Source organism: Methylobacterium sp. J-070, from assembly GCF_022829385.1.
GTDB lineage: Bacteria > Pseudomonadota > Alphaproteobacteria > Rhizobiales > Beijerinckiaceae > Methylobacterium.
The window spans coordinates 162,817-189,078 of sequence record NZ_JAKSXX010000235.1; the positions used below are offsets into that span (position 1 = coordinate 162,817).

Below are 26,262 nucleotides of genomic sequence, written 5' to 3' on the forward strand. Positions count from 1 at the left end.
GGCAAACCCTCCTGTTAACCGCGGCGGAACCGTCCGCACCTAGGATTCCGCCGGATCGAAACCGAAGGCCCCGCCATGCTTGTGCCCTCATCGCCCCCGGCACCGGCAGGAGGCTTCTCACCGGAACGACCCGTCCCGCGCCGGGCGGCTCTCCGGGCCGACATCGCCGACCTGTTCCGCAGCGATGCCCGGTTGTTCGTCTTCGCCCGGCGCGCCGCCGCCGTGCTGGTGCCGCTCGGGTTCGCCCTGGTGGTGATCGTGTACGGCACGGGACCGGAGCCGCGGCGGAACTGGTACGGCGACATGCTCGGCAACGATTTCAGCCAGGTCTGGGTGGCGGGCCGATCGGCGCTGGAGGGGCGCGGTGGCGAACCCTATGACCTGCCGGTCCATCTGGAGAACCTGAAGGCCGCCTTCGGGCCCGAATGCCGGTTCGCGTGGCACTACCCGCCGGTCTTCCTCCTGCCCGCCGCCGCCTTGGCGACCCTGGACCCACAGCCGGCCTTCCTGCTCTGGACGATCCTGTCCCTCACGGTCTTCGCGCTGGCAATGCGGGTCGCAGCCGGCCGGTCGGATGCCGCCTGCGTCGCGCTCGCCCATCCGCTGGTCCTCTGCAACCTCGCCTACGGACAGAACGGCCTGTTCACCGCGTCGCTGCTCACCCTCGGCGCCGTTCTGGTCGACCGGCGTCCGGTTCTCGCCGGGATCTGCTTCGGCCTCCTGGCCTACAAGCCGCAATTCGCCAGCCTGGCGCCGCTGCTCCTGCTCCTCACCAGCCGCCGCGCCTGCCTCGCGTCGTGCCTCGCGACGATCCTGACGCTCTGCCTCGCTTCGCTGGCGCTGTTCGGCACCGCACCCTGGATCGGCTTCCTGGGCACCCTCGGCGAGACCAACCGCATCATCCTGCAGAAGGCGATGGCCGGCCTGGAACTGAACGCCAGCGCCTTCGGCGCCGTCCGGCTGCTGGGCGGCTCGACGGCCGCCGCGTGGACGCTGCAGGCGGCGTCGGCGCTCCTGGCCCTGGCGGTCGCGCTCCGGACATGGCTACGACCCGCCGACCCGGACCTGCGCGCCGCCGCCCTCCTCGCGGCCGGGCCGCTGCTGTCGCCCTACGTCCCGGTCTACGACCTCGCGCCGCTGGTGCCGGCGACGCTGCTGTCGGCGCTCGTGGCGCACCGGACGGGCGGCCTGCGGCCGCACGAGCGCGTCCTCGTCTGCGCCGCGCCGCTCGCCGCGGTGATCCGGGAGACTGCGGGCTTCACCGGGCTCTCCCTCGGGCTGATCCTGAGCCTCGCGACCCTCGCGTGCATCGCGCATCGGGTGGCGCCGTGGTCCGTTCCGGGGCGCCGCCACGCGGCGGCCTGAAGGATCGGCCGAGGGCGGCGGCGCGCGATCGCCGATCGGATCGGTCGTCGGGCTGCCAACCGTCGGCCCGTCCGCCGGACCCGACGCTCATGCCCGGTTCAGCGGGCGCGGCATCCGGAAGGGCAGCATGAGCTGCACCAGCGGGTTCCGGAACCGGTCCAGCGACAGGCTCTCGTGCATCGCCCGCACGGGCTCGCCGCAGAGCGTCGAAGCCAGCAGCGACCGGGCGTAGAACGGCGTGTCCTCGTAGGTGGCGAGCACCCGCGCACGGCCGTCGTCGCTGCGGGTGTCGCGGGCCATGCGCCAGAACGAGGTCTTCGGCAGGGACGCGGCGGTGGGCGGGCGGATCTCGCGGCGGCCGCCGTCGGCGGAGAAGCGCAGCGACAGGTTTTGGCCGCCCCCCTCGCGGTGGCGGACATCGTACAGGATCGCGGCGCCGTCCGGCAGGTCGGCCCGGCACCAGGTCCAGCTGGAGAAGGCCGCCCCGAGGGGCTCGTCGCCGTCGTTCGTGTCGAAGTAGCCGCTGCCGCTCCAGCGCAGCCCCGGCTCGTCGAAGGCGACCTCCACCCGCGAGGCCGGGGCCATCGGCCACCACCGGTGCCGGCCGGCCCGGTCGAGGTGGAACGGGCCGCCCGTGAAGCCGCGGGGCTCCAGCCGCACCGTGCCGCGGAGCCGGCGCGGCACCGGCGCGCCGCGCTCGTCGATCCGGATCGTCAGAGCGGTGCCGTCCCAGTGCATCGCGCTCGGACCGATGGCGATGTGGTCCGCGCTGCGCGACACGCTGGAGGCGCCGCGCTCGGTCATGGCGAAGCGGCTGCGGGCGCCGTACAGGACCACGTTCATCGCGCAATGGGCGAACGGGTCCCGGTCGGCGCTCCACCCGTAGTAGGGCGAGAACACGCTGCCGATGAACGCGATGACGGTGAGGCCCTGACTTCCGTCGTCGCTCACCGCATCGACGTACCACCACGCGTAGCCGCCCCGCGCGACCGCGCCGTCGAAGCGAGGTCGTCCAGGATCGCCGCCGCCGCCAGCCGGCCCGACTGCGCCGCCATCGGCACGCCCGGGCCGGGATGGACCGAGCCCCCCGCCAGGTAGAGGCCCGGCACCGCCGTCCGCGCGCCCGCGCGCTTGAAGGTCGCCGCCCATCCCCGGGCCGCCCGTCCGTAGAGGGCGCCCCCCGTCCCGGGAAACAGGGCTTCGAAATCCCGCGGCGTCGTCGTCATTGCCGGCGATGCCAGGTCCAGGGTCAGCCCGCAGGCCTCCAGCCGGCGGAACAGGGTCCTGGCGCATGTCTCGATCTCCGGCGGCGTGAGCGGGCGCTCCCGGCCGTCCGCCGGGGCGTTGACGAGCATCAAGAGGCGCTCGGGCCCTTCGGGCGCCGGGCCGGCCTCGGTCCGATCCTGGGCGCAGACGTAGACGGTCGGATCCGCGGGCAGGCGCCGCGCCCGCAGGATCGCGTCGAATTCCGCGCGATAGTCCCGCCCGAAGAAGACGGTGTGGTGCGCCAGGGGAAAGCCCCGCGCGGTCGCCACGGCACAGAGCGTCACGGCGGAGAGGGAGCGCTCGTCCGGGGCGAGCCGCTCGCCCGCCGCCGCGACCTCCGGCCCGAACAGGCCGGCGCCCAGCGCGGAACAATCGGCGTTGCAGACCACCCGGTCGGCCGGGATCCGCTCGCCGTCCGCCAGGACCACGCCGGTGACGCGGCCCGCCTCGGTGAGGATCCGCTCGACCGAGCGACCGTAGCGGAACGCCGCCCCCCGCTCGGCGGCGAGGTCCGCCACGGCCCGCGCCAGGTTGCTGAGGCCGCCCGCGATCGTCCAGACGCCCGCCTGCTCGACATGGGCGACGAGCATCAGCGTCGCGGGCGCGCTGAACGGGGAGGCGCCGCAATAGGTGGCATAGCGGCCGAACAGCTGCTGCAAGCGCGGATCGTGGAAGAACGTCCCAAGCGCGGACCAGAGGGTGGCGAAGGGCTGGATCCGCCAGAGGTCGCCGAGGCCCGAGAGGCCGACCCGGCGCGCGAGGCCGGCGGGGTTGGTCCGCCCCTCGCGGATGAACGGACCCTCCAGCGTCCTGTAGACCTCGGCCGACCGGGCGCAGAAGCGCCGGTAGCCATCCGCCTCCCGGGCACCCGCGAAGGCCGTGATCGAAGCCGCCGACGCCTCGACATCCGCGAAGAGGTCGAGCCTCTCGTCGGAGCTCCAGGCATGGCGGGCGAGAAGCGTCGCCGGAGCCAGCGCGATCCGCTCGCCGAAGCGCGCGCCACAATCGGCGAACAGCTCCTCGAACACCCAGCGCATGGTGAACACGGTCGGGCCCGCCTCGATGGCGCGCCCGCCCGCCGGGACGCTGCGCATCTTCCCGCCGGGATGCGGCGCCCTCTCGACGACCGTGGTGTCAAGTCCGGCGGCCGCCAGCCGAACGGCGGCTGCAAGGCCGCCGATCCCGGCTCCGATCACAACGACGCGCTCTTGCGCCACGCTCGCTCCGCGCTCCGCCCGCGAAACCGGATTGATCTCCGGCCGCCAAAGTGTCAATAAGAAATGACACTTGTTGCTGACAACCGCAAACAACACCGGGGGCAGCCCATGGAGTCCGGTCGGCGAATCGAGGGCGCGCTGGATCGCGCCGTGGCCTACGCGGAGGCGCCGGGCGCACCGCCGCTCCTGGCCGAAGCCCTTCGCTACGCGGTCTTCCCCGGAGGACATCGGATCCGCCCGCGCCTGTGCCTCTCCGTGGCCAGAGCCTGCGGCGACGATGATCCCGCGGGCGCCCAGGCCGCCGCGGCGGCGATCGAACTCCTCCACTGCGCGTCCCTGGTCCACGACGATCTGCCGTGCTTCGACGACGCGCCGACGCGTCGCCAGAAGCCCTCGGTCCATGTCGCCTTCGGCGAACCGATCGCCGTGCTGACCGGCGACGCGCTCATCGTGCTGGCCTTCGAGACCCTGGCCCGGGCCTGCGGGCCGCATCCGGGACGTCTGGTCCGCCTCGTCGGCCTGCTCGGGCGCGCCGCGGGCTCGCCGTCCGGCATTGCAGCCGGGCAAGCCTGGGAATCGGAGGCGCATATCAGCCTGAGCGACTACCAGCAGGCCAAGACCGGGGCGCTGTTCGCCGCCGCCACGGTGGCGGGCGCCGCGGCCGCCGGGGCCGAGCCGGAGCCCTGGCGCAGGCTGGGCGAGTGTCTCGGCGAGGCCTACCAGGTGGCCGACGACCTGCGGGACGTGGCCTGCCGCCAGGAAGAGATCGGCAAGCCCGCCGGGCGCGACGCCACCCTGGGCCGCCCCAACGCCGCCGCGCTGCTCGGCATGGGCGGCGCGATGGAGCGCCTGTCGCGGCTCACCCGGGAGGCGGTGGCGGCGATCCCGGACTGCCCCGGCGCGGCCGAACTCACCGCCGAGATCGAGGCGCAGGCGCGGCTGTTCCTGCCCGCGAGCCTGCGCGCGGTGATGGCCTGAGCGCCGGCTCGCTTCCCGGGACCGGCACGGTGCCGCCGGTCCCGTCCGCCTGGGCGGACCGGTGGCTCGCATGGCGCAACCGCCTCGTCGCGAGCCCCCGCTTCCAGCGCTGGGCGGCGGGTTTCCCGCTGACCCGCGGGATCGCCCGGCGCAACACCCGGGCGCTGTTCGATCTCTGCGCGGGCTTCGTCTACGCGCAGGTGCTCGCCGCCTGCATCCGGCTGGATCTGTTCGCCATCCTGGCCGAGGGCCCGGCGACGGTCGCCGCGCTGGCGCGGCGTCTCGAACTGCCTCCGGAGAACGCCCGGCGCCTGCTCCGGGCGGCCGAGTCGCTCGGGTTGCTGCGCGGCCTGTCGGGCGACCGCTTCGGGCTGGCCGATCTCGGCGCCGCCCTGGTCGGCAATCCCGGCATCGCCGCGATGGTGGAGCACCACGCGCTGCTCTACGCCGATCTGGCCGATCCCGTATCGCTCCTGCGCGGCAACGTTCAGCCGACCCGGCTCTCGACCTACTGGCCCTACGCCGCCGGCCAGACGGGCGACGCGCAGTCCGTCGCGCCCTACGGCGGCCTGATGGGCGCCTCGCAGGCGCTCATCGCCGAAGACGTGCTCGACGTCTGCGATCTCGCGCGGGTCCGGCACCTGATGGACGTGGGCGGTGGCGAGGGGGCCTTTCTCGAGGCCGTCGCCCGACGGCATGCCGGCCCGCGCCTGACCCTGTTCGACCTTCCGCCGGTCGCCGAGCGCGCCGCCGACCGCCTCGCGCGCGTCGGTCTCGAAGGCCGGATCAGCTGTCGCGGCGGGGATTTCCACAACGGACTGCCCACCGGCGCCGACGCGATCTCCCTCGTCCGCATCGTCCACGATCACGACGACGGGCCGGCCCTCGCCATGCTGAAGGCCGCCCACGCCGCGCTGCCGCCGGGCGGCCTCCTGCTCCTCGCGGAGCCGATGGCAGGCACCCCGGGCGCCGCGCCGGTCGGCGACGCGTATTTCGGTTTCTACCTGCTGGCGATGGGCTCCGGCCGCCCGCGTCGCGCGGAAGAACTCCACGCCATGCTTCGGGCCGCGGGGTTTGCCTCGTCGCGGGAACTTCCGACCCGCCGCCCGCTGCTCACCCGTGTGATCCGGGCCAAAAAACAAGCGCCATAATGTAAGTGTCACTTGACGCTGACGTGTGTCTATCTAGGATGACACTTAACGGCTCCCCCATCCGAGAGTCGCCAAGCACAGGGCGGAATTTCCCAGCTATGGACGCTCTCGCCGTCATCCTCGGAGGCCCGGAGCAGCTGGCGGTCCAGCGACTGCCGCTGACGCCGGCGGCCGATACCGACGCGGTCGTGGCGGTGTCCTGGAGCGGGATCAGCACGGGGACCGAGCGTCTGCTGTGGTCGGGCCGCATGCCGCCGTTTCCCGGCATGGGATACCCGCTGGTCCCGGGCTACGAGTCCGTCGGGACCGTCGTCGAGGCCGATGCCGGCGGCTCGGTTCGGGTCGGCCAGACGGTGTACGTGCCGGGTGCCCGCTGCTTCGGTGCCGTCAAAGGGCTGTTCGGCGGCGCCGCCTCCCATCTGGTCGCACCTGCGGCACGCCTTGTTCCAGTGGATCCCGCCCTCGGCGCCGACGCCTGCCTGCTCGCCCTCGCGGCGACCGCGCATCGCGCCCTCGGCGGCCTAAAGCCGGGGGCGACCCCGCTCATCGTCGGGCACGGCGTGCTCGGGCGGCTGCTCGCCCGCCTGACCCTGGCGGCCGGTGCAGAACCGACCGTCTGGGAGACGGACCCGGTCCGCGCCGCGGGCGACCATGCCTATCCGGTCCTGTCACCGGGGACCGATCCGCGCCGGGATTACGCGGTGATCACCGACGTGAGCGGCCATGCCGCCGGACTCGATGATCTGATCGCCCGGCTGGCACCCGGCGGCGAGATCGTCCTCGCGGGATTCTACGAGGCGCCCCTCAGCTTCGCCTTCCCGCCCGCCTTCATGCGCGAGGCCCGGATCCGGATCTCCGCGGAGTTCCGGGCCGAGGACACGGCGGCGGTCACCCGGCTGATCGACAGCGGCCGGCTCTCCCTCGACGGGCTGATCACGCATCGCGTCCCGGCGACGCAGGCACAGGACGCCTACCGGACCGCGTTCGCGGATCCGGCCTGCCTGAAGATGATCCTCGACTGGAGGGACGCCGCGTGAACGTTCAGCTCAACAAGGCCGCCCTCAGCCAGGCCACCCAGCTCCGCGCCGAAGCGGCGATCGAGCCGGACGCGGTGCCGACCGCACCGGTGAAGAAGGAGACGCAGATCATCGCGATCTACGGCAAGGGCGGCATCGGCAAGTCGTTCACCCTGGCCAATCTCAGCTACATGATGGCCCAGCAGGGCAAGAAGGTCCTGCTGATCGGCTGCGACCCGAAGAGCGACACGACCTCGCTGCTATTCGGCGGCAAGGCCTGCCCGACGATCATCGAGACCTCGACCCGGAAGAAGCTCGCCGGCGAGGCGGTGGCGATCGGCGACGTCTGCTTCAAGCGCGACGGCGTCTACGCCATGGAGCTCGGCGGTCCAGAGGTCGGGCGCGGCTGCGGCGGCCGCGGCATCATCCACGGCTTCGAGCTTTTGGAGAAGCTGGGCTTCCACAACTGGGGCTTCGACTTCGTCCTGCTCGACTTCCTGGGCGACGTGGTCTGCGGCGGCTTCGGCCTGCCGATCGCCCGGGACATGTGCCAGAAGGTCATCGTCGTCGGCTCGAACGACCTGCAATCGCTCTACGTCGCCAACAACGTCTGCTCGGCGGTGGAGTATTTCCGCAAGCTCGGCGGCAATGTCGGCGTCGGCGGCCTGGTGATCAACAAGGACGACGGCACCGGCGAGGCCCAGGCCTTCGCGGAGGCCGCCGGCATCCCGGTCCTGGCCTCGATCCCGGCGGACGACGACATCCGGCGCAAGAGCGCGAATTACGAGATCATCGGCCGGCCGGAGGGCCGCTGGGGCTCGCTGTTCTCGGACCTCGCCGCCAACGTCGCCGAGGCCGCGCCGCACCGGCCGACCCCGCTGACCCAGGACGGCCTCCTCGGCCTGTTCTCCAGCGAGACGACGGGCCGCGACGTGGTGCTGGTCCCGGCGACCCACGAGGACATGTGCGGCGTCGCCCACGTGTCCAAGCCGTCCCTCGAAGTCGTGTACGACGAGGTCTGACGCGCATGGCCGTCTCCCTCGACATCGCCGATCTGCGGGCCCGCAAGGCGCCGGCCAATGTCGATCTCGCCGCCGCGCAGGGCGACGGGCTCGGCTGCCACGCCGGCAAGGACGCCATGGTGGCGGCCGCCGAGGCCGCCGGGATGTCGGAGACGCTGGCGCAGCTGCGCAGCGATTATCCGCAGGGCCCGCACGACCAGCCGCAGAGCATGTGCCCGGCCTTCGGCTCGCTCCGGGTCGGCCTGCGCATGCGCCGGACCGCCACGATCCTCTCCGGCTCCGCCTGCTGCGTCTACGGCCTGACCTTCACGTCCCATTTCTACGGCGCCCGGCGCAGCGTCGGCTACGTCCCGTTCAATTCGGAGACGCTGGTCACCGGCAAGCTGTTCGAGGACATCCGCGAAGCGGTCCACGCCATCGCGAAGCCGGCGGATTACGATGCCGTCGTGGTCATCAACCTCTGCGTGCCGACGGCCTCGGGCGTCCCGCTTCGGCTGCTGCCGAAGGAGATCGACGGCGTCCGGGTGATCGGCATCGACGTCCCGGGCTTCGGGGTCCCGACCCATGCCGAGGCCAAGGACGTGCTGGCCGGCGCCATGCTCAAGGTCGCCCGCGCGGAGGCCGAGCAGGGCCCGGTGGCCGCCCCCCGCGGCGGCCGGTCGGAGCGCCCGAGTGTGGCGCTGCTCGGCGAGGTCTTCCCCGCCGACCCTGTGGTGATCGGATCGCTCCTCGAGCCCCTCGGCCTGTCGGCCGGACCGGTGGTGCCGACCCGCGAGTGGCGGGAACTCTACGCGGCCCTCGATTGCGCCGCGGTGGCGGCGATCCACCCGTTCTACACGGCCTCGATCCGCGAGTTCGAGGCCGCCGGCCGGCCGATCGTCGGTTCGGCCCCGGTGGGCGTCGACGGTACCGCCGACTGGCTCGACCGGATCGGCGAGGCCTGCGCCGTGCCCCGCGCCACCGTCGAGGCCGCCAAGAACCGCCTGCTCCCCGGCATCCGCGGCGCGCTCGCCGCCAAGCCGATCAAGGGCCGGATCACGCTGTCGGGCTACGAGGGCTCGGAGTTGCTGGTGGCGCGCCTGCTGGTCGAGAGCGGCGCCGAGGTCCCGTATGTCGGCACCGCCTGCCCGCGCACGCCCTGGTCGGAGGCCGACCGCGACTGGCTGGAGGCGCGCGGCACAGAGGTCCACTACCGCGCCTCCCTGGAGGACGACCTCTACGCCCTCGAGTCGCTCAAGCCCGACCTCGCCATCGGCACGACCCCGGTGGTGCAGCGGGCCAAGGAGCGCGGCACCCCGGCGCTGTACTTCACCAACCTGATCTCGGCGCGCCCGCTGATGGGCGCGGCCGGGGCCGGCTCCCTCGCCACGGTGATCAACGCCGCGCTCGGCAACAAGCCGCGCTTCGATGCCATGCGCGACTTCTTCGAGGGCGTCGGCACCGGCTACGCCGCCGGCGTGTGGCAGGAGGTGCCGCAGCGGCGGCAGGGCCCGAAGATCGAAGGCCCGAAGAAGCCGATCGGGGAGATGGCGTGATGCTGATCCTCGATCATGACAGGGCCGGCGGATACTGGGGCGCGGTCTACGTCTTCGCGGCGATCAAGGGCCTGCAGGTCGTCATCGACGGTCCGGTGGGCTGCGAGAACCTGCCGGTGACCTCGGTGCTGCACTACACCGACGCGCTGCCGCCGCACGAGCTTCCGATCGTCGTCACGGGCCTCGCCGAGGAGGAACTCGGCCGGCACGGCACCGAGGGCGCGATGAAGCGCGCCCACGCCACCCTCGATCCGGGCCTGCCGAGCGTCGTGGTCACCGGCTCGATCGCCGAGATGATCGGCGGCGGCGTGACCCCCGAGGGCACCGGGCTCCAGCGCTTCCTGCCCCGCACCATCGACGAGGACCAGTGGCAGGCGGCCGACCGGGCCATGCGCTGGCTCTGGCAGGAATACGGGGCCAGGAAGTTCGCCAAGAAGGGCATCCCGGCCCGGCCCGAGAAGAAGCCCGGCGACAAGCCGCGGGTGAACCTCATCGGACCGGCCTACGGCACCTTCAACATGCCCTCCGACCTCGCGGAGATCCGGCGGCTGGTCGAGGGCATCGGCGCCGAGGTGAACCTGACCTTCCCGCTGGGCTCGCACCTCGCGGACGTGCCCAAGCTCGTCAACGCCGACGCCAACGTCTGCCTCTACCGCGAGTTCGGCCGCCTGCTCTGCGAGGATCTGGAGCGTCCCTACCTCCAGGCGCCGATCGGCATCCTGTCCACCACCAAGTTCCTGCGCTCCCTCGGGGCGATCCTCGGCCTCGATCCGGAGCCGTTCATCGAGCGGGAGCGCCACACCACGATCAAGCCGGTCTGGGACCTGTGGCGGTCGGTGACGCAGGACTTCTTCGGCACGGCGAGCTTCGGCATCGTCGCCACCGAGACCTACGCCCGGGGCGTGCGTCATTTCCTCGAGGACGAGATGGGCCTGCCCTGCCATTTCGCCTTCGGCCGCACGGCGGGTCAGAAGCCCGACAACGACGCCGTGCGGGCGGCGATCGCCGCCACGCCGCCGCTGGTGCTGTTCGGCTCGTTCAACGAGCGGATGTACCTTGCCGAGTGCGGGGCGCGGGCGACCTACGTCCCGGCCTCGTTCCCCGGCGCGATCATCCGGCGGCACACCGGAACGCCGTTCATGGGCTACGCCGGGGCGACCTACCTGGTCCAGGAAGTCTGCAACGCGCTGTTCGACACGCTCTTCCACATTCTGCCGCTCGCCCGCGACATGGACAAGGTCGAGGCGACCCCGGCCCGGCGCCACGCGGAGCTGCCCTGGGACGAGGCCGCCCGGCAGGCGCTGGACGCCCTGGTCGAGGCCCAGCCGGTGCTCGCCCGCATCTCGGCCGCCAAGCGCCTGCGCGACGCCGCCGAGCGCGCCGCCCGCACCACCGACGCCCACGCCGTCGCGGCCGGCCATGTGGAGCGCGCCCGCGCCGATTTTGCCGGGGGGATCCCGGCATGACCCCGATTTCCCTGTCCCCCAAAGGAGACCTGACGATGCGAACGATGGTCCCGAACGCCCGCCTTCACCAGGAAGAGCTCCAGTTCCGGCTGATCCTCGCGGCGACCTACCCGTTCTTCCTCGCTGCCGCGGCGCTCGGACGGGTCCGGCCCGCCCGGGACGGGTCGCGGCCCGGCCTCACGCAGGCGCGCCGGTCGGTCTTCGGCGAGGCCCGCGCCATGGCGGTGCAGGCCATCCCCTTCGCCTTCATGGGCTGAACGCCCTGATCGAGATGCTTCCGTCCGGTGACGCGGGGGAAGTCGGGCCGTGATCGTCCAAGGCATCACGGCTGAACCCGTCGCGCTTCGCGAGGAGCGCGGCCAACACACGGAGGTCTGAACGATGGCGAGTGGACCCGTCACTACAGAAAGACCGAGCAGCCTGTCCGGGCTGACGGAACCGGAGGCCAAGGAGTTCCACGCGATCTTCCTGACGAGCTTCCTCATCTTCACGGCGATTGCCGTGGTCGCCCACATCCTCGTCTGGTTGTGGCGCCCGTGGCTTCCCGGACCGCAGGGCTACGCCTCTCTCGAAGGCGTCACCGATGCGGCCCGCGCCCTCGTCACGATGATCGGCTGAGGAGGATCGGATGCATAAGGTTTGGCTTCTCTTCGATCCGCGGCGCACGCTGGTGGCTCTGTTCACCTTCCTCTTCATCCTGGCGCTGCTGATCCACTTCATCCTGCTCTCGACCGACCGGTTCAACTGGCTGGACGGCCCGAGAAACAACAAGGCCGCCGAGAACTCGATCACGCTCGCGCTGCCGCAGATGCCGGCCTGACCGCCGGTCCGGACCGCGGCGCGCGAGGGCCGCGGTCACCCCATCCCATTCCCTTCTCCGGCCTGACTGAGGAGCAGCCGCCATGGCGATGCTGAGCTTCGAGCGCAAATACAGGGTCCGCGGCGGCACCTTGCTCGGCGGCGACCTCTTCGACTTCTGGGTCGGGCCGTTCTTCGTCGGATTCTTCGGCGTGGTCGGGTTGTTCTTCACGGTGCTCGGCACCGCCCTCGTGATCTACGGCGCGGCGATCGGACCGACCTGGAACGTCTGGCAGATCAATATCGCGCCGCCCGACATCAGCTACGGCCTCAGGCTCGCGCCGCTCAGGGAGGGCGGCCTCTGGCAGATCATCACGTTCTGCGCCCTCGGATCCTTCGTCTCGTGGGCTCTGCGCGAAGTGGAGATCTGCCGGAAGCTCGGGATCGGCTATCACGTGCCGGCGGCCTTCGGCATGGCGATCTTCGCCTATTTTACCCTGGTGGTGATCCGGCCCTTCCTGATGGGCGCCTGGGGTTACGGCTTCCCGTACGGCATCCTCAGCCATCTCGATTGGGTTTCGAATACGGGATATCAATATCTACACTTCCACTACAATCCGGCACACATGCTGGCGGTGTCGTTCTTCTTCACTACCACCTTGGCGCTGGCCATGCACGGCGGCCTGATCCTGGCCGCGACCAACCCGTCGAAGGGCGAGACCGTAAAGACGCCCGAGCACGAGGATACGTTCTTCCGGGACACGATCGGCTACTCGATCGGCACCCTCGGCATCCACCGCCTCGGCCTGTTCCTGGCGCTGTCGGCGGGGTTCTGGAGCGCGGTCTGCATCGTGATCAGCGGGCCGTTCTGGACGCAGGGCTGGCCGCAATGGTGGGGCTGGTGGCTCAACCTTCCGGTCTGGCGATGACCGGCGAAACGCCGACGAGACGACGCGGGTAACACGGGTCGCCGCCGCCCGACGGCGCGGCACTCCGGGGAGGGCAGGCCATGGCCTATTACCAGAACATCTTCACGCAGGTTCAGGTCCGCCCGCTCGTGCCGGACCAGGGCGTGCCGGTCGCGGTCGACGACCGGGTCGGCAAGCCGTTCAACAGCTACCTGTTCGGCCTCATCGGCAACTCGCAGGTCGGGCCGATCTACATCGGCTACCTGGCGGCACTCTCGATCACGTGCGGGCTGATCGCGTTCGAGATCATCGGGCTCAACATGTGGGCGTCGGTGAACTGGAACCCGGTGCAGTTCGTTCGACAATTGCCCTGGCTCGCCCTGGAGCCGCCGCTGCCGAAATACGGCCTCAAGGTCCTGCCGCCCCTCAACGAGGGGGGCTGGTGGCTGATCGCCGGCTTCTTCCTCACGGCCTCGATCCTGCTCTGGTGGACGCATCTCTACAAGCGCGCCCGGGCGCTCGGCCTCGGCCTCCACGTGCCGTGGGCCTTCGCCTCGGCGATCTGGCTCTACCTCGTCCTCGGCTTCATCCGTCCCCTGCTGATGGGGTCCTGGTCGGAGGCGGTACCCTTCGGGCTCTTCCCCCACCTGGATTGGACCGCAGCCTTCTCGCTCCGCTACGGCAACCTGTTCTACAACCCGTTCCACATGCTCTCGATCACGTTCCTCTACGGGTCGACGCTGCTGTTCGCGATGCACGGGGGCACGATCCTGGCCTGCTCGCGCTACGGGGCGGAGCGCGAGATCGACCAGATCGTCGACCGCGGCACGGCCACCGAGCGGGCCGCCCTGTTCTGGCGCTGGACCATGGGCTTCAACGCCACGATGGAGTCGATCCACCGCTGGGCGTGGTGGTTCGCGGTGCTCACCACCCTGACCGGCGGCATCGGCATCCTTCTGACCGGCACCGTGGTCGACAACTGGTACCTCTGGGCGGTCAAGCACCACGTCGCGCCCTCCTATCCGCAGGTCTACGGCCCGATCGTGGATCCCGCCCATCTCGCACCCGGCCCGAGGCCGTGAGGAGGCCGTCATGAAGACGATTCTGGCGGTGGTCGGCGGTGCGCTCGCCCTGTTTCTCACAATCGCGATGTTCGGCGGCGCGGGCTGGACCCACCCGCCCATGGCGGTCAAGCAGACCGGCTTCCGGGGCACCGGGATGGACCTGATCCGGACCCGGGCCGGCAACGAGGCGCTCGCCGACGCCAACAGGGCGCCCGCGCCGGCGGATCCCGCCGACGCGGGCGGCGACAAGGCTTCAGCGGTCTACGAGAACGTGCAGGTTCTGGGCGATCTCTCGGCCGAGCAGTTCAATCGGCTGATGGTGTCGATCACCGAATGGGTGGCGCCACAGCAGGGCTGCACCTACTGCCACAGCACCGAGAACATGGCCTCCGACGAGCTGTACCAGAAGCGTGTCGCCCGGCGCATGCTGCAGATGACGCAGAACATCAACTCGTCCTGGAAGGAGAATCACGTCCACGAGGCGGGCGTGACTTGCTACACCTGCCACCGCGGCAACCCGGTGCCGGCCAATATCTGGTTCGACCGTCCGGTTCAGGGCGCCGGGCGGTTCATCCCGCGCAATAACAGCCAGAACCTCGCCTCGCCGGAGGTCGGCAACACCTCGCTGCCCTACGACGTCTACCAGGCGTTCTACCAGCGCAAGGACACGTCCGAGGACGCGGTGCGGGTCAACGCCACGACGGCCCTGCCCGAAACGAAGGGCAAGCCGATCCAGGATGCGGAGAAGACCTTCGCGATCATGATCAGCATGTCGCAATCGCTCGGGGTGAACTGCACCTTCTGCCACAACACGCGGTCCGTGGCGCAGTGGGACACCAGCACGCCGAACCGTGTCCACGCGTGGTACGGCATAAGGATGGTTCGCGAGCTCAACCAGGACTACATGACGCCGCTGACCTCGACGTTCCCGCGGAACCGTCTCGGTGCCCTCGGGGATGCTCCGAAGATCAACTGCGCCACGTGTCACCAGGGCGCCAACAAGCCGCTCAACGGCGCCAACGTGATCGGACCCTATCCGGAGCTGTCCCACCCGACGATCTCGGCCAGCCTGCCGACCGGCGAAGCGAAGGATCCGATCCCCGGGACGCAGACGCCGACGCCGAAGCCCTGATCACCGGACGGCGCGGCGGCCGGACACGTCCGGCCGCCGCGCCGACGGTCAGCTTCAGGGAACCTCCACCGACTAAGGACGTCGACATCCCGCGGCCGAGCTTGGCCATTGGAGGCGTCCATGACCGTCACGATCTCGAATCTTCAGCCCCTCATCGCGATCCTGGCGGGGATCCTGATCCTGGTGGTTCCACGGCTCCTCAACTACATCGTGGCGATCTACCTCATCGTCGTCGGCGTGATCGGCTTGGGCATTTTGCATTGAGGCGCAGTGCGGCAACGCATCCGCGGCGATTACTGACAGAGCGCAGCGGGCGTCAGGCGCGCGCGCGTGGAGCCACCGGCCGTTCATCTTGCGTTGCGCTGCGGGATGGTCCAACCCCGCCCATCAGCCCGGCCCGCGCCGGGCAGCAGAGACGGACGGGATCGACATGGCGACCGGCAGCGCGAAGTGGGTCTACGCCTTCGGCGACGGCAAGGCGGAGGGCAAGTCGCAGATGCGCGATCTGCTCGGCGGCAAGGGTGCCAACCTCGCCGAGATGTCGAACCTCGGCCTGCCGGTCCCGCCGGGCTTCACCATCACCACCGAGGTCTGCACCTATTACTACGACCACGGCAAGTCCTTCCCGCCGGAGCTGAAGGATCAGGTCGCGGCGGCCCTGTCCCAGGTCGGCGCGCTCACCGGCCGCAGGTTCGGCGACGCGACTAAGCCGCTCCTCGTCTCGGTGCGCTCGGGCGCGCGGGCGTCGATGCCCGGCATGATGGATACGGTCCTCAACCTCGGGCTCAACGACGAGACCGTGCTGGCGCTCGCCAAGGAGGCCGACGACGAGCGCTTCGCCTACGATTCCTACCGCCGCTTCATCACCATGTACTCGAACGTGGTGCTCGGCGTGGAGCATCATTCGTTCGAGGAGGCCCTTGAACAGTACAAGGACGGCAAGGGCTTCGAGCTCGACACCGAACTCGGCGCCGCGGACTGGAAGACACTGATCCAGACCTACAAGTCGATCGTGCGCACCGAGCACGGGTCGGATTTCCCCCAGCAGGCGGACGATCAGCTCTGGGGCGCCATCGGCGCGGTGTTCGATTCGTGGATGATTCCCCGGGCCAAGAAGTACCGGGAGCTGAACAGCATCCCCGAGAGCTGGGGCACGGCCGTGAACGTGCAGGCCATGGTGTTCGGCAACATGGGTGACACCTCGGCCACCGGCGTCGCCTTCACCCGGAATCCGTCCACCGGCGAGAAGGCGCTCTACGGCGAGTTCCTGATCAACGCCCAGGGCGAGGACGTGGTGGCGGGCATCCGCACCCCGCAGAACATCACCGAGAAGGCGAGACTCGAGGCCGAGAGCGACAAGCCTTCCATGGAGAAGGCCATGCCCGAGAGCTACGCGGAGCTGACCCGGATCTACGGGATCCTGGAGAGCCACTACCGCGACATGCAGGACATGGAGTTCACCATCGAGAAGGGGAAGCTCTGGATGCTCCAGACCCGCAACGGCAAGCGCACGGCGAAGGCCGCCTTGCGCATCGCCGTGGATCTGGCCGGTGAGGGTGTGATCTCCCGCGAGGAGGCCATCGGTCGGGTCGAGCCCGGGGCGCTGGATCAGCTCCTGCATCCGACCATCGACCCCAAGGCCGACCGCAAGGTCATCGCCTCGGGCCTCCCGGCCTCGCCGGGTGCGGCCACCGGGGAGATCGTCTTCAACTCCGAAGACGCGGAGGCGCATCGGAAGGCCGAGCGCAAGTGCATCCTGGTGCGCATCGAGACCTCCCCGGAGGACATCCACGGCATGCACGCCGCCGAGGGCATCCTGACCACCCGCGGCGGCATGACCAGCCACGCGGCCGTGGTCGCCCGCGGCATGGGCAAGCCCTGCGTCTCGGGTGTCGGGTCGATCCGGATCGACTACAAGGCGCAGACGCTCACGGTCGGCGGCCACACGCTGAAGGCCGGGGACCGCATCACCATCGACGGATCGACCGGCCAGGTGATCCAGGGCGAGGTGAAGATGCTGGAGCCCGAGCTGTCGGGCGATTTCGCGACCCTGATGGAATGGGCCGACCAGTTCCGCGGGATGAAGGTGCGGGCCAACGCCGACACGCCGACCGACGCCCGCACGGCGCGGAATTTCGGCGCCGAAGGGATCGGCCTGTGCCGGACCGAGCACATGTTCTTCGAGGGCGACCGCATCATCGCGGTGCGGGAGATGATCCTGGCCGACGACGCCGAGGGCCGCCGCGCGGCGCTCGCGAAGATCCTGCCCTACCAGCGCCAGGACTTCCTGGAGCTGTTCACGATCATGTCCGGCCTGCCGGTCACGATCCGCCTGCTCGACCCGCCGCTGCACGAATTCCTCCCGCACACCGAGGCCGAGGTCGCCGAGGTCGTGAAGGCCACCGGCGTCGCGGAGGAGAAGATCCGGCATCGGATGCGCGAGCTCTCGGAGCACAATCCGATGCTCGGCTTCCGCGGCTGCCGGCTGGCCATCGCCTTCCCGGAGATCGCCGAGATGCAGGCGCGGGCGATCTTCGAGGCCGCCGTCCAGGCCGCCTCCGATACCGGCAGCCCGGTCACACCCGAGGTGATGGTGCCACTGGTGTTCACCCGCGCCGAGTTCGACATCGTGAAGGCCCGGATCGACGCCATGGCGAAGGCGGTGGCCGAGGAGAAGGGCGCGACCCTGGATTATCAGGTCGGCACCATGATCGAGCTGCCGCGGGCGGCCCTGAAGGCCGGCGAGATCGCCCAGACCGCCGAATTCTTCTCGTTCGGCACCAACGATCTGACCCAGACGGCTTTGGGCATCTCCCGCGACGATGCCGCGACCTTCCTGGGCCCCTACACCCAGAAGGGGATCCTCGCGGCCGATCCGTTCATCACCATCGACCAGGAGGGCGTGGGCGAGCTGGTGCGGATCGGCGTCGAGCGCGGCCGCGCGACCCGTCCCGACATCAAGCTCGGCATCTGCGGCGAGCATGGCGGCGATCCGGCGTCGATCGGCTTCTGCCAGGAGGTCGGGCTCGATTACGTGTCGTGCTCGCCCTACCGGGTTCCGATCGCCCGCCTGGCCGCCGCCCAGGCCGCCCTGGGCAAGGTCTCCGCCAAGGAAGGCTGAGGCCGCACGCGGGCGCCGGACGGCGCCCGCTCACCGACGGTCAACCAATCGGACATTGAGGGGTTGAAAAATCCCGTTCCCGTAACGAACCGGCCGCGGCGCGGCACGTTGGTTGGTTGAATCCGCGGATAAGGCATGTGCTTATCCGGCCCGTTCCGGGTTCCGCCTCGCGCATCATCATGTCTCGCAGTTCGACGTCGCTGAGCTTTGGCGAGACCCGGCTGGCGGCCGCGCCACGGGCCGCCGTGCGGGCCTATCTCGCCGTGGCGGGCGCCCTGGGCGCCCTCACGACCGGCACGATGCTGATCATGGCGGTGGCCGCCAACAGCGGGAGCGAGGCGGCTCGGATCGCCGCGACGCAGGATGCCGGGTATGTCGCGACCCTCGTCTCCGCCCTCGCCGTCGACCTGCCGAAACCGCAGCGCTGAAAGCGCGCCTCGACACGCGGCGACCGCCCCGTGCCGAATCGGGCCGCTCGGCCGACGCGCCCCCCCTGAAGACCGCAATGCCTGAGTTCAGCGCGCGGCCGGCACCGCCCGCGTGGCCGAACCCGTGAACCGCGCCGCCGTGAGATCGTCGCCCGGGCTGCGGGCACTGAACCGGGTCGCGACCCGATCCGGGGCAGCCGCCACCGCGGCGTCGGGTGCAGCGTCTCGGACCCGCGTGGCGGCGACGCGCACCGGCGCGTTCCGGCTGGCCGGTACCGTCCCCGAACCCGCCGACACCGCTTCGAACAGGGCGCGCAATTGAACCCGGGGATCCGCGTCGGGCGCGGTCAGAGCACGCGGTCGTGTCGGCTCGGGCGCGCTGGCTCTGAGCACGGCGTGGCTCTCGGCGACCGCCGTCAGGCTGGCCATGCCCCCGCCCAGGGCGGCGAGCTGCACCGGCCGCGGCGGCGGCAACGGCATGCTAAGCGCGGCCGTCACCGCGGCGAGGTCCGACGGCCTGCGGGGCGGCAGCGGCGTCTCCACCGCGGCGATCGCATCCTCGCTCGCGGGAGCCGGCTTGACGGCCGTCAGCAGCGCTCTGGCATCGGTCGGCTGGAGGTCCGCTCCCTTCGCCCGCGCCCGGTCGGAAAGTGAGCCGCGCAGCGCCGTGTCGGCAGCCGGAGCCGCATAGGCCAGGGCCGCGCGTGCGCCCACCGGGTCCTGCGGATCGGCGCTCGCGACCGCGACCACCGGCGGGCGCCGGGATGCCTTCGCGGGCGTCGGCTGCGGCAGTTCCGCTGCCGGCTGCGGCGCGGACGAACCGCCGCCGAAGAGACTCGCCAGGAAGCCGAAGAGGCCGGGACCGTCCTCATCCTCGCCGCCGGCCATCTGGGTCGTGATCCCGGCCACGGTCCCGCCGCGGGCGAGGATCTCGGCCTTCGCCTCTTCGTAGCGCGGGAACGGTCGGTTGTCGCTCGCCAGGTGCACGGTCTTGCCGTCCGGGAACAGGCGCGCGAGCTGATCGTGGGTCATGCGCGGCCACATCCGCACCGAACCGACGTCGAGATGGATGAAGGGCGTGCCCGCATGCGGATACCAGCCGACGCCGCCGCGCTGCATCTGGAGCCCGACCTCGCGGATCCGGTCGATCGGCACGTCGGGCAGGTAGAAGTCCATCGCCTTGCCGAGCATGTGCTGACTGAACTCGGCCACCATCCGGGAGCGGCGGCGCAGCATCGCGTTGGTCCCCGGCGAGCGGTACGCCGAGACGATGTGGATCGCCTGGTTCGAACCGACCTGCCGGTAGGCTTCCCACACCGTGTCGAACAGGCGCGGATCCATCTTGATCGGCTCGTTGATGCGCCAGTCGCGCAGGAGCCAGTTGAGCTGTTCGAGGGCCGCGCGATCGTAGCGGCCATCGCGCTTGAACGTGATGGTCGCGCTCTCCTGCGTGTGGGTGTGGAGGATCGTCAGGGAGCGGGTGTCGCCGTTGGCGACGGCATCCTCGGTCTCGGCCGTCCCGGCGACCAGTCCGAGGACGATCCCCGACAGGGCCAGCGTGAGGTGGCGGAGCGCGCGCGGGAGATGGGGCACGATGGTCCTGATCCTCTCCCGGCGACGGCGCCCGGCGAGTCACACGACCGGGTATCGGCCGATACGGCTAAGGCTGGACCGTGGCGAAATCGTGCCCGGCGGTGCGATCGCGCACGTGAAAGTTGCGACCTCGAGACGGGCCTCGGGGACGCCGGCGCCGGTCTCGCGGGGAGGCCGGCGACCCGTCGAGATCAGGACTGCGCGCAGCGATGCCCCGTCGACGCGCGGCCGCGCGGGCCGCCTACCACCAGCCGCGGGGCGCCGGCTGCTGGGGCGCGGGCGTCCACAGACCGGGCTCGCCGTATTCGGGCGCGCTGTCGGCCCGGGCGGCGCGGCGGAGATGCCGGCGGGGCGTCTCCAAGTCGTCGTCGCGGCCGGGCGGCCACTCGTCGGCGAAGCGGTGGTGCGGCGCGCGACGCTGCACGATCCGGGGCTTGGCCGGCGCGGCCGCGGGCTCGGCTTTGCGCCGTGGCGCCTCGTCGGGCAACCGCGCAATGGCCGCTCCGCCGCCGCCCGGCAACCCGAGGGCCGCGCGCATCGGCGCGTCGTAGCCGTACAGGTCCGGCAGGGTGCGATAGGCACCGTGGTCGTCCACGTAGGCGGTGAAATAGGCGAGATGCACCGGCAGCTTCTCCGGCAGCCGGATGGTGCGCTCACCCTTGCCGATGAGTTTCTTCAGGCGCTCCTCCGACCAGTCCGGGAGGACCGCGTCGGCGAGGCGGAACGGATCGTCGACGCGCACGCATCCGTGGCTGAAATCGCGCTTTGAAGCTGAGAACAACGAACGGTTCGGCGTGTCGTGCAGGTACACGGCATGCTGGTTCGGGAACATGAACTTGATGAAGCCCAGGGCGTTGCGCTCGCCCGGAGGCTGCCGCAGCGAGATGTGACCGCCGTGGCGGACCACTTCGTAGCCGCCCCAGGTCTTGCCGCCATATCCGGCGAGCTTCGGCGCCATGGTCTTCAGGATCGAGGGCGGCACATACCAGGATGGGTTGACGACCGCGTATTCCATCAGCCCCGAGAAGAGCGGCGTGCGCGATTCCGGCTTGCCCACGATCACGCGGGCTTCGTCGCGCAGCCGGCCGCCGCGATAGGCGCGCAGGCGGTATTCCGGCACGTTCACCAGGATGTAGTCCGCTCCGAGATCCCCGGGCAGCCAGCGCCAGCGCTCCATGTTGACGATCAGGTCGGCCTCGCCACCGTTCGGGCGCTGGGCGCGGCCGACATCGGCCAGGGCCAGGACCGTCTGGACGTTCAGGACGCCGGTCGCCGGCAGACCGCGGCCGCGCTGGAACTGGGTCACCGCCTCGGCGACGCCGGCATCGTAATCCTCCGGCTCACCGGGAGCGCGGTCGAGCGTGGCCGCCGGCCGCGCATCGAGACCGAAATGGGCGCGCAGGAGCGGCACCCGGGCGTCGTGCATCCCGATGCGCAGCGCCGGACCGGGCGGCAGCCGCAACGGCTTCACCGCCGTGGGCGCAGGCCCGCGCAGGGCGGCGAGACGCGCCTTCAGCGCCAGGTAGCCCGGCGAGGCGGGATTGTAGGCCTGAAGCGCGTCGCCGGCCTTAGCACCGGCCTCGCTCAGCTTGCCCAGCACGTCGTTGCCGGCGGGAAGGTCGAGGCGCGGGGTGATCAGCCGCGAGATGGCGGCGAGATTGACCCGGCCGCCCCGGGCATCCCGAGCGTACAGGACGGCAGCGGCGGAGAGGCGGAGGTCGGCCTCCGCCACCGCCTTCTCGTCCGGCTTCGTCGCCAAGCTGGGAACCGGATAGGCGCGGGCGTCGAGCCCGTCGTCGGCCGCCGCGGCCAGACGGGCCACGACGTCCTTGGCGGCTTCCGTCCACGCGCCATCGACGACCCACAGGGGTTTGAAGGCGCGCGCCTCGTAGAACGAGCGGATCGCGTCCCGGTCCTTGGTCGTCAGGCGCAACAGCAGCGGGGCGGTGTCGCCGAAGCGCGCGAAGACCGCCGCGCCGAGCGGATCCGCCGGCGCCACCGGGGCCGCCGCAGCAGCGCCCGGAGCCGGCTCGGCGGCGGGCGCCTCAGGCTTATAGTCGGGAAGCGACGTCGATACCGGGTCCGAAGATTTCGCCGGATCGGCCGTCGCCGGGCCGGGCACCTCAGACGGCGTCCTGTCGAGGGCGGCCATCTCGGCGCCGCACACGCCGTTCGATGCCAGCGTGCCGGTCAACAGGGCGGCCAGCGCCATTAGGCTGGAGCGCGGGACGCGCATCGTGATCTCCCGGAGAGCCGCGGAGGGAACGCGCGCTCGGATTGGGATTATCCTCGCAAGCGTGGCTTTCAGCAACTGCAGTCTTCGCCAGTATTTTGGCGCTTTCGTGCATATCGCGTCGAATTCAATGCTATACAGTCCTAGGCCGTCTCGGTCATTGCGCGGCGGGCTCAGTCGCCGACAATGTTCGGCAAGGCGTCGGCTTAGGGCGTTGCCCGGTGCGGTAGCGCACGCGGCGCGGTCAGGCGGCGTCCTCGGTTTTCTCGTCGCTTTCGAGGCCGAGGTCCTTCAGCTTGCGATAGAGCGTGGACCGGCCGATGCCGAGACGACGCGAGACTTCGGACATGCGCTGGCGATAGAATTGCAGCGCATAGCGGATGATCTCCGCCTCCAGCACATCCATCGGCTTCATCTCGCCGGTCTCTTCGGCGACGAGCGACATGGCGTGCGGGTCGCGGACCTCGACGCGCACGATCTCGCGGACCGGCTCCGGCGCGTAGGCCGGGAGGATCTGCTGCGTCGGCGCCGCCGGGATGCGGACGTCGAAGCCCTCGACCTGGGCGGCGATCTGCGGGAACTCCGCCACCGTCAGCTCGTCGGCATCGGCGAGCACGACGGCGCGGAAGACGGCGTTCTCCAGCTGCCGGACGTTGCCGGGCCAGGGATACCGGCTGAGCAGCGCCATCGCCTCCGGGGTGATCGCGCGCACCCGCTTGCCCTCCTCGGCGGAGAACCGCGCGCAGAACGAGCGCACGAGATCCGGGATGTCCTCGCGGCGCGCCCGCAGCGGCGGCAGCGTCATTGGGAAGACGTTGAGGCGGTAATACAGGTCCTCGCGGAACTTGCCCTGCTTCACGAGGTCGAGCAGCGAACGGTTCGTGGCCGAGACCAGGCGGATGTCCACCCGCACGGCGCGCTTCCCGCCGACGGGGTCGACCTCTCCCTCCTGCAGGGCGCGCAGCAGCTTCACCTGCGCGTCCAGGGGCAGCTCGCCGATCTCGTCGAGGAACAGCGTGCCGCCCGAAGCCTCGACGAACTTGCCCGCGTGCTTCTCGGTGGCGCCGGTGAACGCACCCTTCTCGTGCCCGAACAGCGTCGACTCGACGAGGTTGTCGGGAATCGCGCCGCAATTCACCGTCACGAACGGCTTGCCGCGGCGGTCGCCGGAGCCCTGGATCGCCCGCGCCAGGACCTCCTTGCCGACGCCGGACTCACCCTCGATGAGGACCGGGATGCTGGATTTCGCCGCCCGCTCGGCGAGGCGGATCACCCGCTCCATGTCGGGGCTCTTGGACGTCAGATCCTTGAAGGTGAGGACACCCGACGCCCGGCGCCGCATGCGGCGCACCTCCTCCTCCAGGGTGTCGACCCGCAGGGCGTTCTTGATCGAGACCTGCAGCCGCTCGGCGCCCGCCGGCTTGACCACGAAGTCGACGGCCCCGGCGCGCATGGCGGTGACGACCGTGTCGATGGAGCCGTTGGAGGTCTGGACGATGACCGGGGTCGCGAGGCCGGTCTTGCGCATCTCGGCGAGGACGCCGAGACCGTCGAGCCCCGGCATCACCAGATCGAGGAGCACGACGTCCGCGCCCTCGGATCTCAGCAGGGCGAGGGCGTCCATCCCCGTCTCGGCGACCCGCGGCTCGAAACCGAACCGGCGCACCGCCGCCTCGGCGAGGCGCCGCTGGACCGGATCGTCGTCCACGATCAGCACGGTGGTGGCCATGAGGGCTCCCTGCACGACGCGCGAGGACCGGATGCGGTGCCGGGACGGGTCCCGACCGCTGCGTTCGATTCGGCACGTGTTTCGTTTCGAGCCGTAGGGTGACCGACAGACGTAAAGTGCCGCTTAACGACGTTTGCCGCGCTTCGTCAGGCAACGCGCGCATGCGGGCCAACCGGCCGCGTTGAACGCATGGCGGCGCATTCGATATCAGGGTAGGGGGCCGAGCCCCTTCAGAGGAATGCGCGACATGATGCCGAGCCACACCGCCTCGCCGGTGAACGTCCGTCTGCCGGAAGGCGTCAGCGCCGCGCGCGCCGCCGCGAAGGCCGCCGACCTCGGCCTCCTTCCCGAATGGGATCTGTCGGATCTCTATTCCGGGCTCGACGCGCCGGAATTCGCCGCCGACATGACCCGCGCCGAGGAGGAGTGCCGCCGCTTCTCCGAGGCCTATGCCGGCCGCATCGCCGAGATCGCGGCCGGTCCGGAGGCGTCCGGGCGCCTGGCCGAGGCCGTGCGCGCCTACGAGGCGATCGAGGACCTGCTGGGCAAGCTGATGTCCTTCGCCGGACTGATCTATTCCGGCGACACCACCGACGAGGCGCGGGCCAAGTTCTACGGCGACACGCGGGAGCGCCTGACGAACGCCTCCGCCGACCTGCTGTTCTTCGCGCTGGAACTCAACCGGGTCGACGACGCGGTGATGGATGCCGCGATGGCCAAGGGCCCGCTCGCCCGGTATGCGCCGTGGATCGAGGATCTGCGGCGGGAGAAGCCCCACCAGCTCGACGACCGCACCGAGAAGCTGTTCCTCGAGAAGTCCGTCACCGCCAACGCCGCCTGGGACCGGCTGTTCAACGAGACGATCGCGTCGCTGCGCTTCACGGTCGACGGCGAGGAGATGCCCCTGGAGCCGACCCTCAACAAGCTGCAGGATCCGGACGGGGCGATCCGCAAGGAGGCCGCCGGGGCCATCAGCACCGTCTTGCGCAGCCAGCTGCGCGTCTTCACACTGATCACCAACACCCTGGCGAAGGACAAGGAGATCTCCGACCGGTGGCGGGGGTTCAAGGACGTCGCCGAGGCGCGCCACCTCGCCAACCGGGTCGAGCCCGAGGTGGTGGAAGCGCTGGTCGATGCCGTGCGGGCGGCCTATCCGCGCCTGTCGCACCGCTATTACAGGCTGAAGGCGAAGTGGTTCGGGCAGGACACGCTGCCCTACTGGGACCGCAACGCGCCGCTGCCGAAGGTCGAGCAGCGCACGATCCCCTGGACGGAGGCCCGGGACACGGTCCTGTCGGCCTACGGCGCGTTCTCGCCGAAGATGGCGGGGATCGCGAAGCGCTTTTTCGATGATCGCTGGATCGATGCGCCGACCCGGCCCGGCAAGGCGCCCGGCGCCTTCGCGCACCCGACCGTGCCCTCCGTCCACCCCTACGTGCTGGTCAACTACCAGGGCAAGCCGCGGGACGTGATGACGCTCGCCCACGAGCTCGGCCACGGCGTCCATCAGGTCCTGGCCGGTCCGAACGGCGCGCTGATGGCGCCGACCCCCCTGACGCTCGCCGAGACCGCGAGCGTGTTCGGCGAGATGCTGACCTTCCGCGCGCTGCTCGGCGCCACCACCGACACGACCCAGCGCCGGGCCATGCTCGCCGCCAAGGTCGAGGACATGATCAACACGGTGGTGCGCCAGATCGCGTTCTACTCGTTCGAGCGGAAGGTCCACCTCGCCCGTGCCAAGGGCGAGCTGACCACCGATCAGATCAACGCCCTGTGGCTGTCGGTGCAGGCGGAATCGCTCGGGCCGGCGATAACCCTGGATGCGGGCTACGAGCCGTTCTGGGCCTACATCCCCCACTTCATCCACTCGCCGTTCTACGTCTACGCCTACGCGTTCGGCGACTGTCTCGTGAACTCGCTCTACGGCGTCTATGCCCAGGCGGAGGAGGGCTTCGTCGAGCGCTACTTCGCCCTGCTCGCGGCCGGCGGCTCGAAGCCCTACGGCGAGCTGCTCGCTCCGTTCGGCCTCGACGCCAAGGATCCGGGTTTCTGGCAGATCGGCCTCGGCATGATCGAGGGCATGATCGCCGAGCTGGAGGGGATGGAGGGACAGGCCTGACGGGCCGCGTCCGGACCTTTCGCCGGGATGGCGTAGCCCCGTCCGCCGTCCCGGTCCGCCCCGCCGGATCCGGGACGGCGCGCCGGTCCGAGACCCCGCGGCGCAGGGACCCACGCCCCTG

At 70.7% G+C, this 26,262-nt stretch carries 22 protein-coding genes; 17 read left to right on the forward strand and 5 right to left on the reverse strand.

Going from position 1 to position 26,262, the window contains the following annotated elements; translation table 11 throughout:
* Window positions 1-75 precede the first annotated feature (75 nt).
* Window positions 76-1,365: a glycosyltransferase family 87 protein gene (locus tag MKL01_RS25630; protein ID WP_243907984.1), complete on the forward strand. Its 1,290-nt coding sequence runs from the start codon at window positions 76-78 to the stop codon at window positions 1,363-1,365.
* Window positions 1,366-1,452: 87 nt separating this feature from the next.
* Here the strand turns inward: MKL01_RS25630 and MKL01_RS25635 are convergent, their stop codons facing one another.
* Together MKL01_RS25635 and crtD are read right to left on the reverse strand one after the other, a co-directional pair.
* Entirely contained in the window at window positions 1,453-2,316 is an 864-nt protein-coding gene (locus tag MKL01_RS25635; RefSeq protein ID WP_243907985.1) for a carotenoid 1,2-hydratase, read from the reverse strand.
* Window positions 2,313-3,848 carry a 1-hydroxycarotenoid 3,4-desaturase CrtD gene (crtD, locus tag MKL01_RS25640; protein WP_243907986.1) on the reverse strand — a complete coding sequence of 512 codons (1,536 nt, stop codon included), beginning with the start codon at window positions 3,846-3,848 and terminating at the stop codon, window positions 2,313-2,315. The genes MKL01_RS25635 and crtD overlap by 4 nt, the downstream gene beginning before the upstream one ends.
* 108 nt (window positions 3,849-3,956) lie before the next feature.
* On the opposite strand from crtD, the gene MKL01_RS25645 reads away from it, so the two are divergent.
* The 15 genes from MKL01_RS25645 (at window position 3,957) to MKL01_RS25715 (ending at window position 18,467) form a co-directional block, all read left to right on the forward strand.
* Window positions 3,957-4,826 carry a polyprenyl synthetase family protein gene (locus MKL01_RS25645; protein WP_243907987.1) on the forward strand — a complete coding sequence of 290 codons (870 nt, stop codon included), beginning with the start codon at window positions 3,957-3,959 and terminating at the stop codon, window positions 4,824-4,826.
* A 29-nt stretch (window positions 4,827-4,855) separates the two neighbouring features.
* The gene (locus MKL01_RS25650) at window positions 4,856-5,977 is read left to right on the forward strand and encodes an acetylserotonin O-methyltransferase (protein WP_243907988.1); all 1,122 of its coding nucleotides are present in this window, start codon (window positions 4,856-4,858) and stop codon (window positions 5,975-5,977) included.
* 98 nt (window positions 5,978-6,075) lie between these two features.
* Window positions 6,076-7,014 (forward strand): chlorophyll synthesis pathway protein BchC, encoded by a 939-nt coding sequence (gene bchC / locus MKL01_RS25655; protein ID WP_243907989.1) that lies wholly within the window; start codon window positions 6,076-6,078, stop codon window positions 7,012-7,014.
* Entirely contained in the window at window positions 7,011-8,015 is a 1,005-nt protein-coding gene (locus MKL01_RS25660; protein WP_243907990.1) for a chlorophyllide a reductase iron protein subunit X, read from the forward strand. Before bchC ends, MKL01_RS25660 begins: the two co-directional genes overlap by 4 nt.
* A 5-nt stretch (window positions 8,016-8,020) precedes the next feature.
* The gene (bchY, locus tag MKL01_RS25665) at window positions 8,021-9,550 is read left to right on the forward strand and encodes a chlorophyllide a reductase subunit Y (protein ID WP_243907991.1); all 1,530 of its coding nucleotides are present in this window, start codon (window positions 8,021-8,023) and stop codon (window positions 9,548-9,550) included.
* On the forward strand, window positions 9,550-11,016 hold the full coding sequence (gene bchZ / locus MKL01_RS25670) for a chlorophyllide a reductase subunit Z (RefSeq protein ID WP_243907992.1): 1,467 nt from the start codon (window positions 9,550-9,552) through the stop codon (window positions 11,014-11,016). The genes bchY and bchZ overlap by 1 nt, the downstream gene beginning before the upstream one ends.
* Window positions 11,017-11,051: 35 nt before the next feature.
* Entirely contained in the window at window positions 11,052-11,273 is a 222-nt protein-coding gene (locus tag MKL01_RS25675) for a hypothetical protein (protein WP_243907993.1), read from the forward strand.
* A 124-nt stretch (window positions 11,274-11,397) separates the two neighbouring features.
* Window positions 11,398-11,634: a light-harvesting antenna LH1, beta subunit gene (gene pufB / locus MKL01_RS25680; RefSeq protein WP_243907994.1), complete on the forward strand. Its 237-nt coding sequence runs from the start codon at window positions 11,398-11,400 to the stop codon at window positions 11,632-11,634.
* Window positions 11,635-11,644: 10 nt separating this feature from the next.
* Window positions 11,645-11,836: a light-harvesting antenna LH1, alpha subunit gene (gene pufA / locus MKL01_RS25685; protein ID WP_243907995.1), complete on the forward strand. Its 192-nt coding sequence runs from the start codon at window positions 11,645-11,647 to the stop codon at window positions 11,834-11,836.
* 82 nt (window positions 11,837-11,918) lie between these two features.
* Complete coding sequence (gene pufL, locus MKL01_RS25690; RefSeq protein ID WP_243907996.1) at window positions 11,919-12,743, forward strand: photosynthetic reaction center subunit L; 825 nt, start codon at window positions 11,919-11,921, stop codon at window positions 12,741-12,743.
* An 80-nt stretch (window positions 12,744-12,823) separates the two neighbouring features.
* Entirely contained in the window at window positions 12,824-13,804 is a 981-nt protein-coding gene (pufM, locus tag MKL01_RS25695; RefSeq protein ID WP_243907997.1) for a photosynthetic reaction center subunit M, read from the forward strand.
* A gap of 10 nt (window positions 13,805-13,814) precedes the next feature.
* The gene (pufC, locus tag MKL01_RS25700) at window positions 13,815-14,918 is read left to right on the forward strand and encodes a photosynthetic reaction center cytochrome PufC (RefSeq protein ID WP_243907998.1); all 1,104 of its coding nucleotides are present in this window, start codon (window positions 13,815-13,817) and stop codon (window positions 14,916-14,918) included.
* Window positions 14,919-15,038: 120 nt separating this feature from the next.
* Window positions 15,039-15,182, forward strand: coding sequence for a DUF3096 domain-containing protein (locus MKL01_RS25705; protein ID WP_243907999.1), 144 nt, complete (start codon window positions 15,039-15,041; stop codon window positions 15,180-15,182).
* A gap of 166 nt (window positions 15,183-15,348) precedes the next feature.
* A complete protein-coding gene (ppdK, locus tag MKL01_RS25710) occupies window positions 15,349-18,039 on the forward strand; it encodes a pyruvate, phosphate dikinase (protein WP_243908000.1) in 2,691 nt (896 codons plus the stop codon).
* A 179-nt stretch (window positions 18,040-18,218) separates the two neighbouring features.
* Window positions 18,219-18,467 (forward strand): hypothetical protein, encoded by a 249-nt coding sequence (locus tag MKL01_RS25715; protein ID WP_243908001.1) that lies wholly within the window; start codon window positions 18,219-18,221, stop codon window positions 18,465-18,467.
* Between the two features lie 87 nt (window positions 18,468-18,554).
* Here the strand turns inward: MKL01_RS25715 and MKL01_RS25720 are convergent, their stop codons facing one another.
* The 3 genes from MKL01_RS25720 to MKL01_RS25730 all read right to left on the reverse strand — a co-directional run bounded on the left by MKL01_RS25720 (window position 18,555) and on the right by MKL01_RS25730 (window position 24,022).
* Window positions 18,555-20,060, reverse strand: coding sequence for a DUF882 domain-containing protein (locus tag MKL01_RS25720; protein WP_243908002.1), 1,506 nt, complete (start codon window positions 20,058-20,060; stop codon window positions 18,555-18,557).
* Window positions 20,061-20,301: 241 nt separating this feature from the next.
* The gene (locus MKL01_RS25725) at window positions 20,302-22,296 is read right to left on the reverse strand and encodes a murein L,D-transpeptidase (protein ID WP_243908003.1); all 1,995 of its coding nucleotides are present in this window, start codon (window positions 22,294-22,296) and stop codon (window positions 20,302-20,304) included.
* Window positions 22,297-22,537: 241 nt separating this feature from the next.
* Window positions 22,538-24,022: a sigma-54-dependent transcriptional regulator gene (locus MKL01_RS25730; RefSeq protein ID WP_243908004.1), complete on the reverse strand. Its 1,485-nt coding sequence runs from the start codon at window positions 24,020-24,022 to the stop codon at window positions 22,538-22,540.
* A gap of 247 nt (window positions 24,023-24,269) precedes the next feature.
* Between MKL01_RS25730 and MKL01_RS25735 the strand changes: the two genes are divergently transcribed.
* Complete coding sequence (locus MKL01_RS25735; RefSeq protein WP_243908005.1) at window positions 24,270-26,141, forward strand: M3 family oligoendopeptidase; 1,872 nt, start codon at window positions 24,270-24,272, stop codon at window positions 26,139-26,141.
* Window positions 26,142-26,262: the final 121 nt, after the last annotated feature.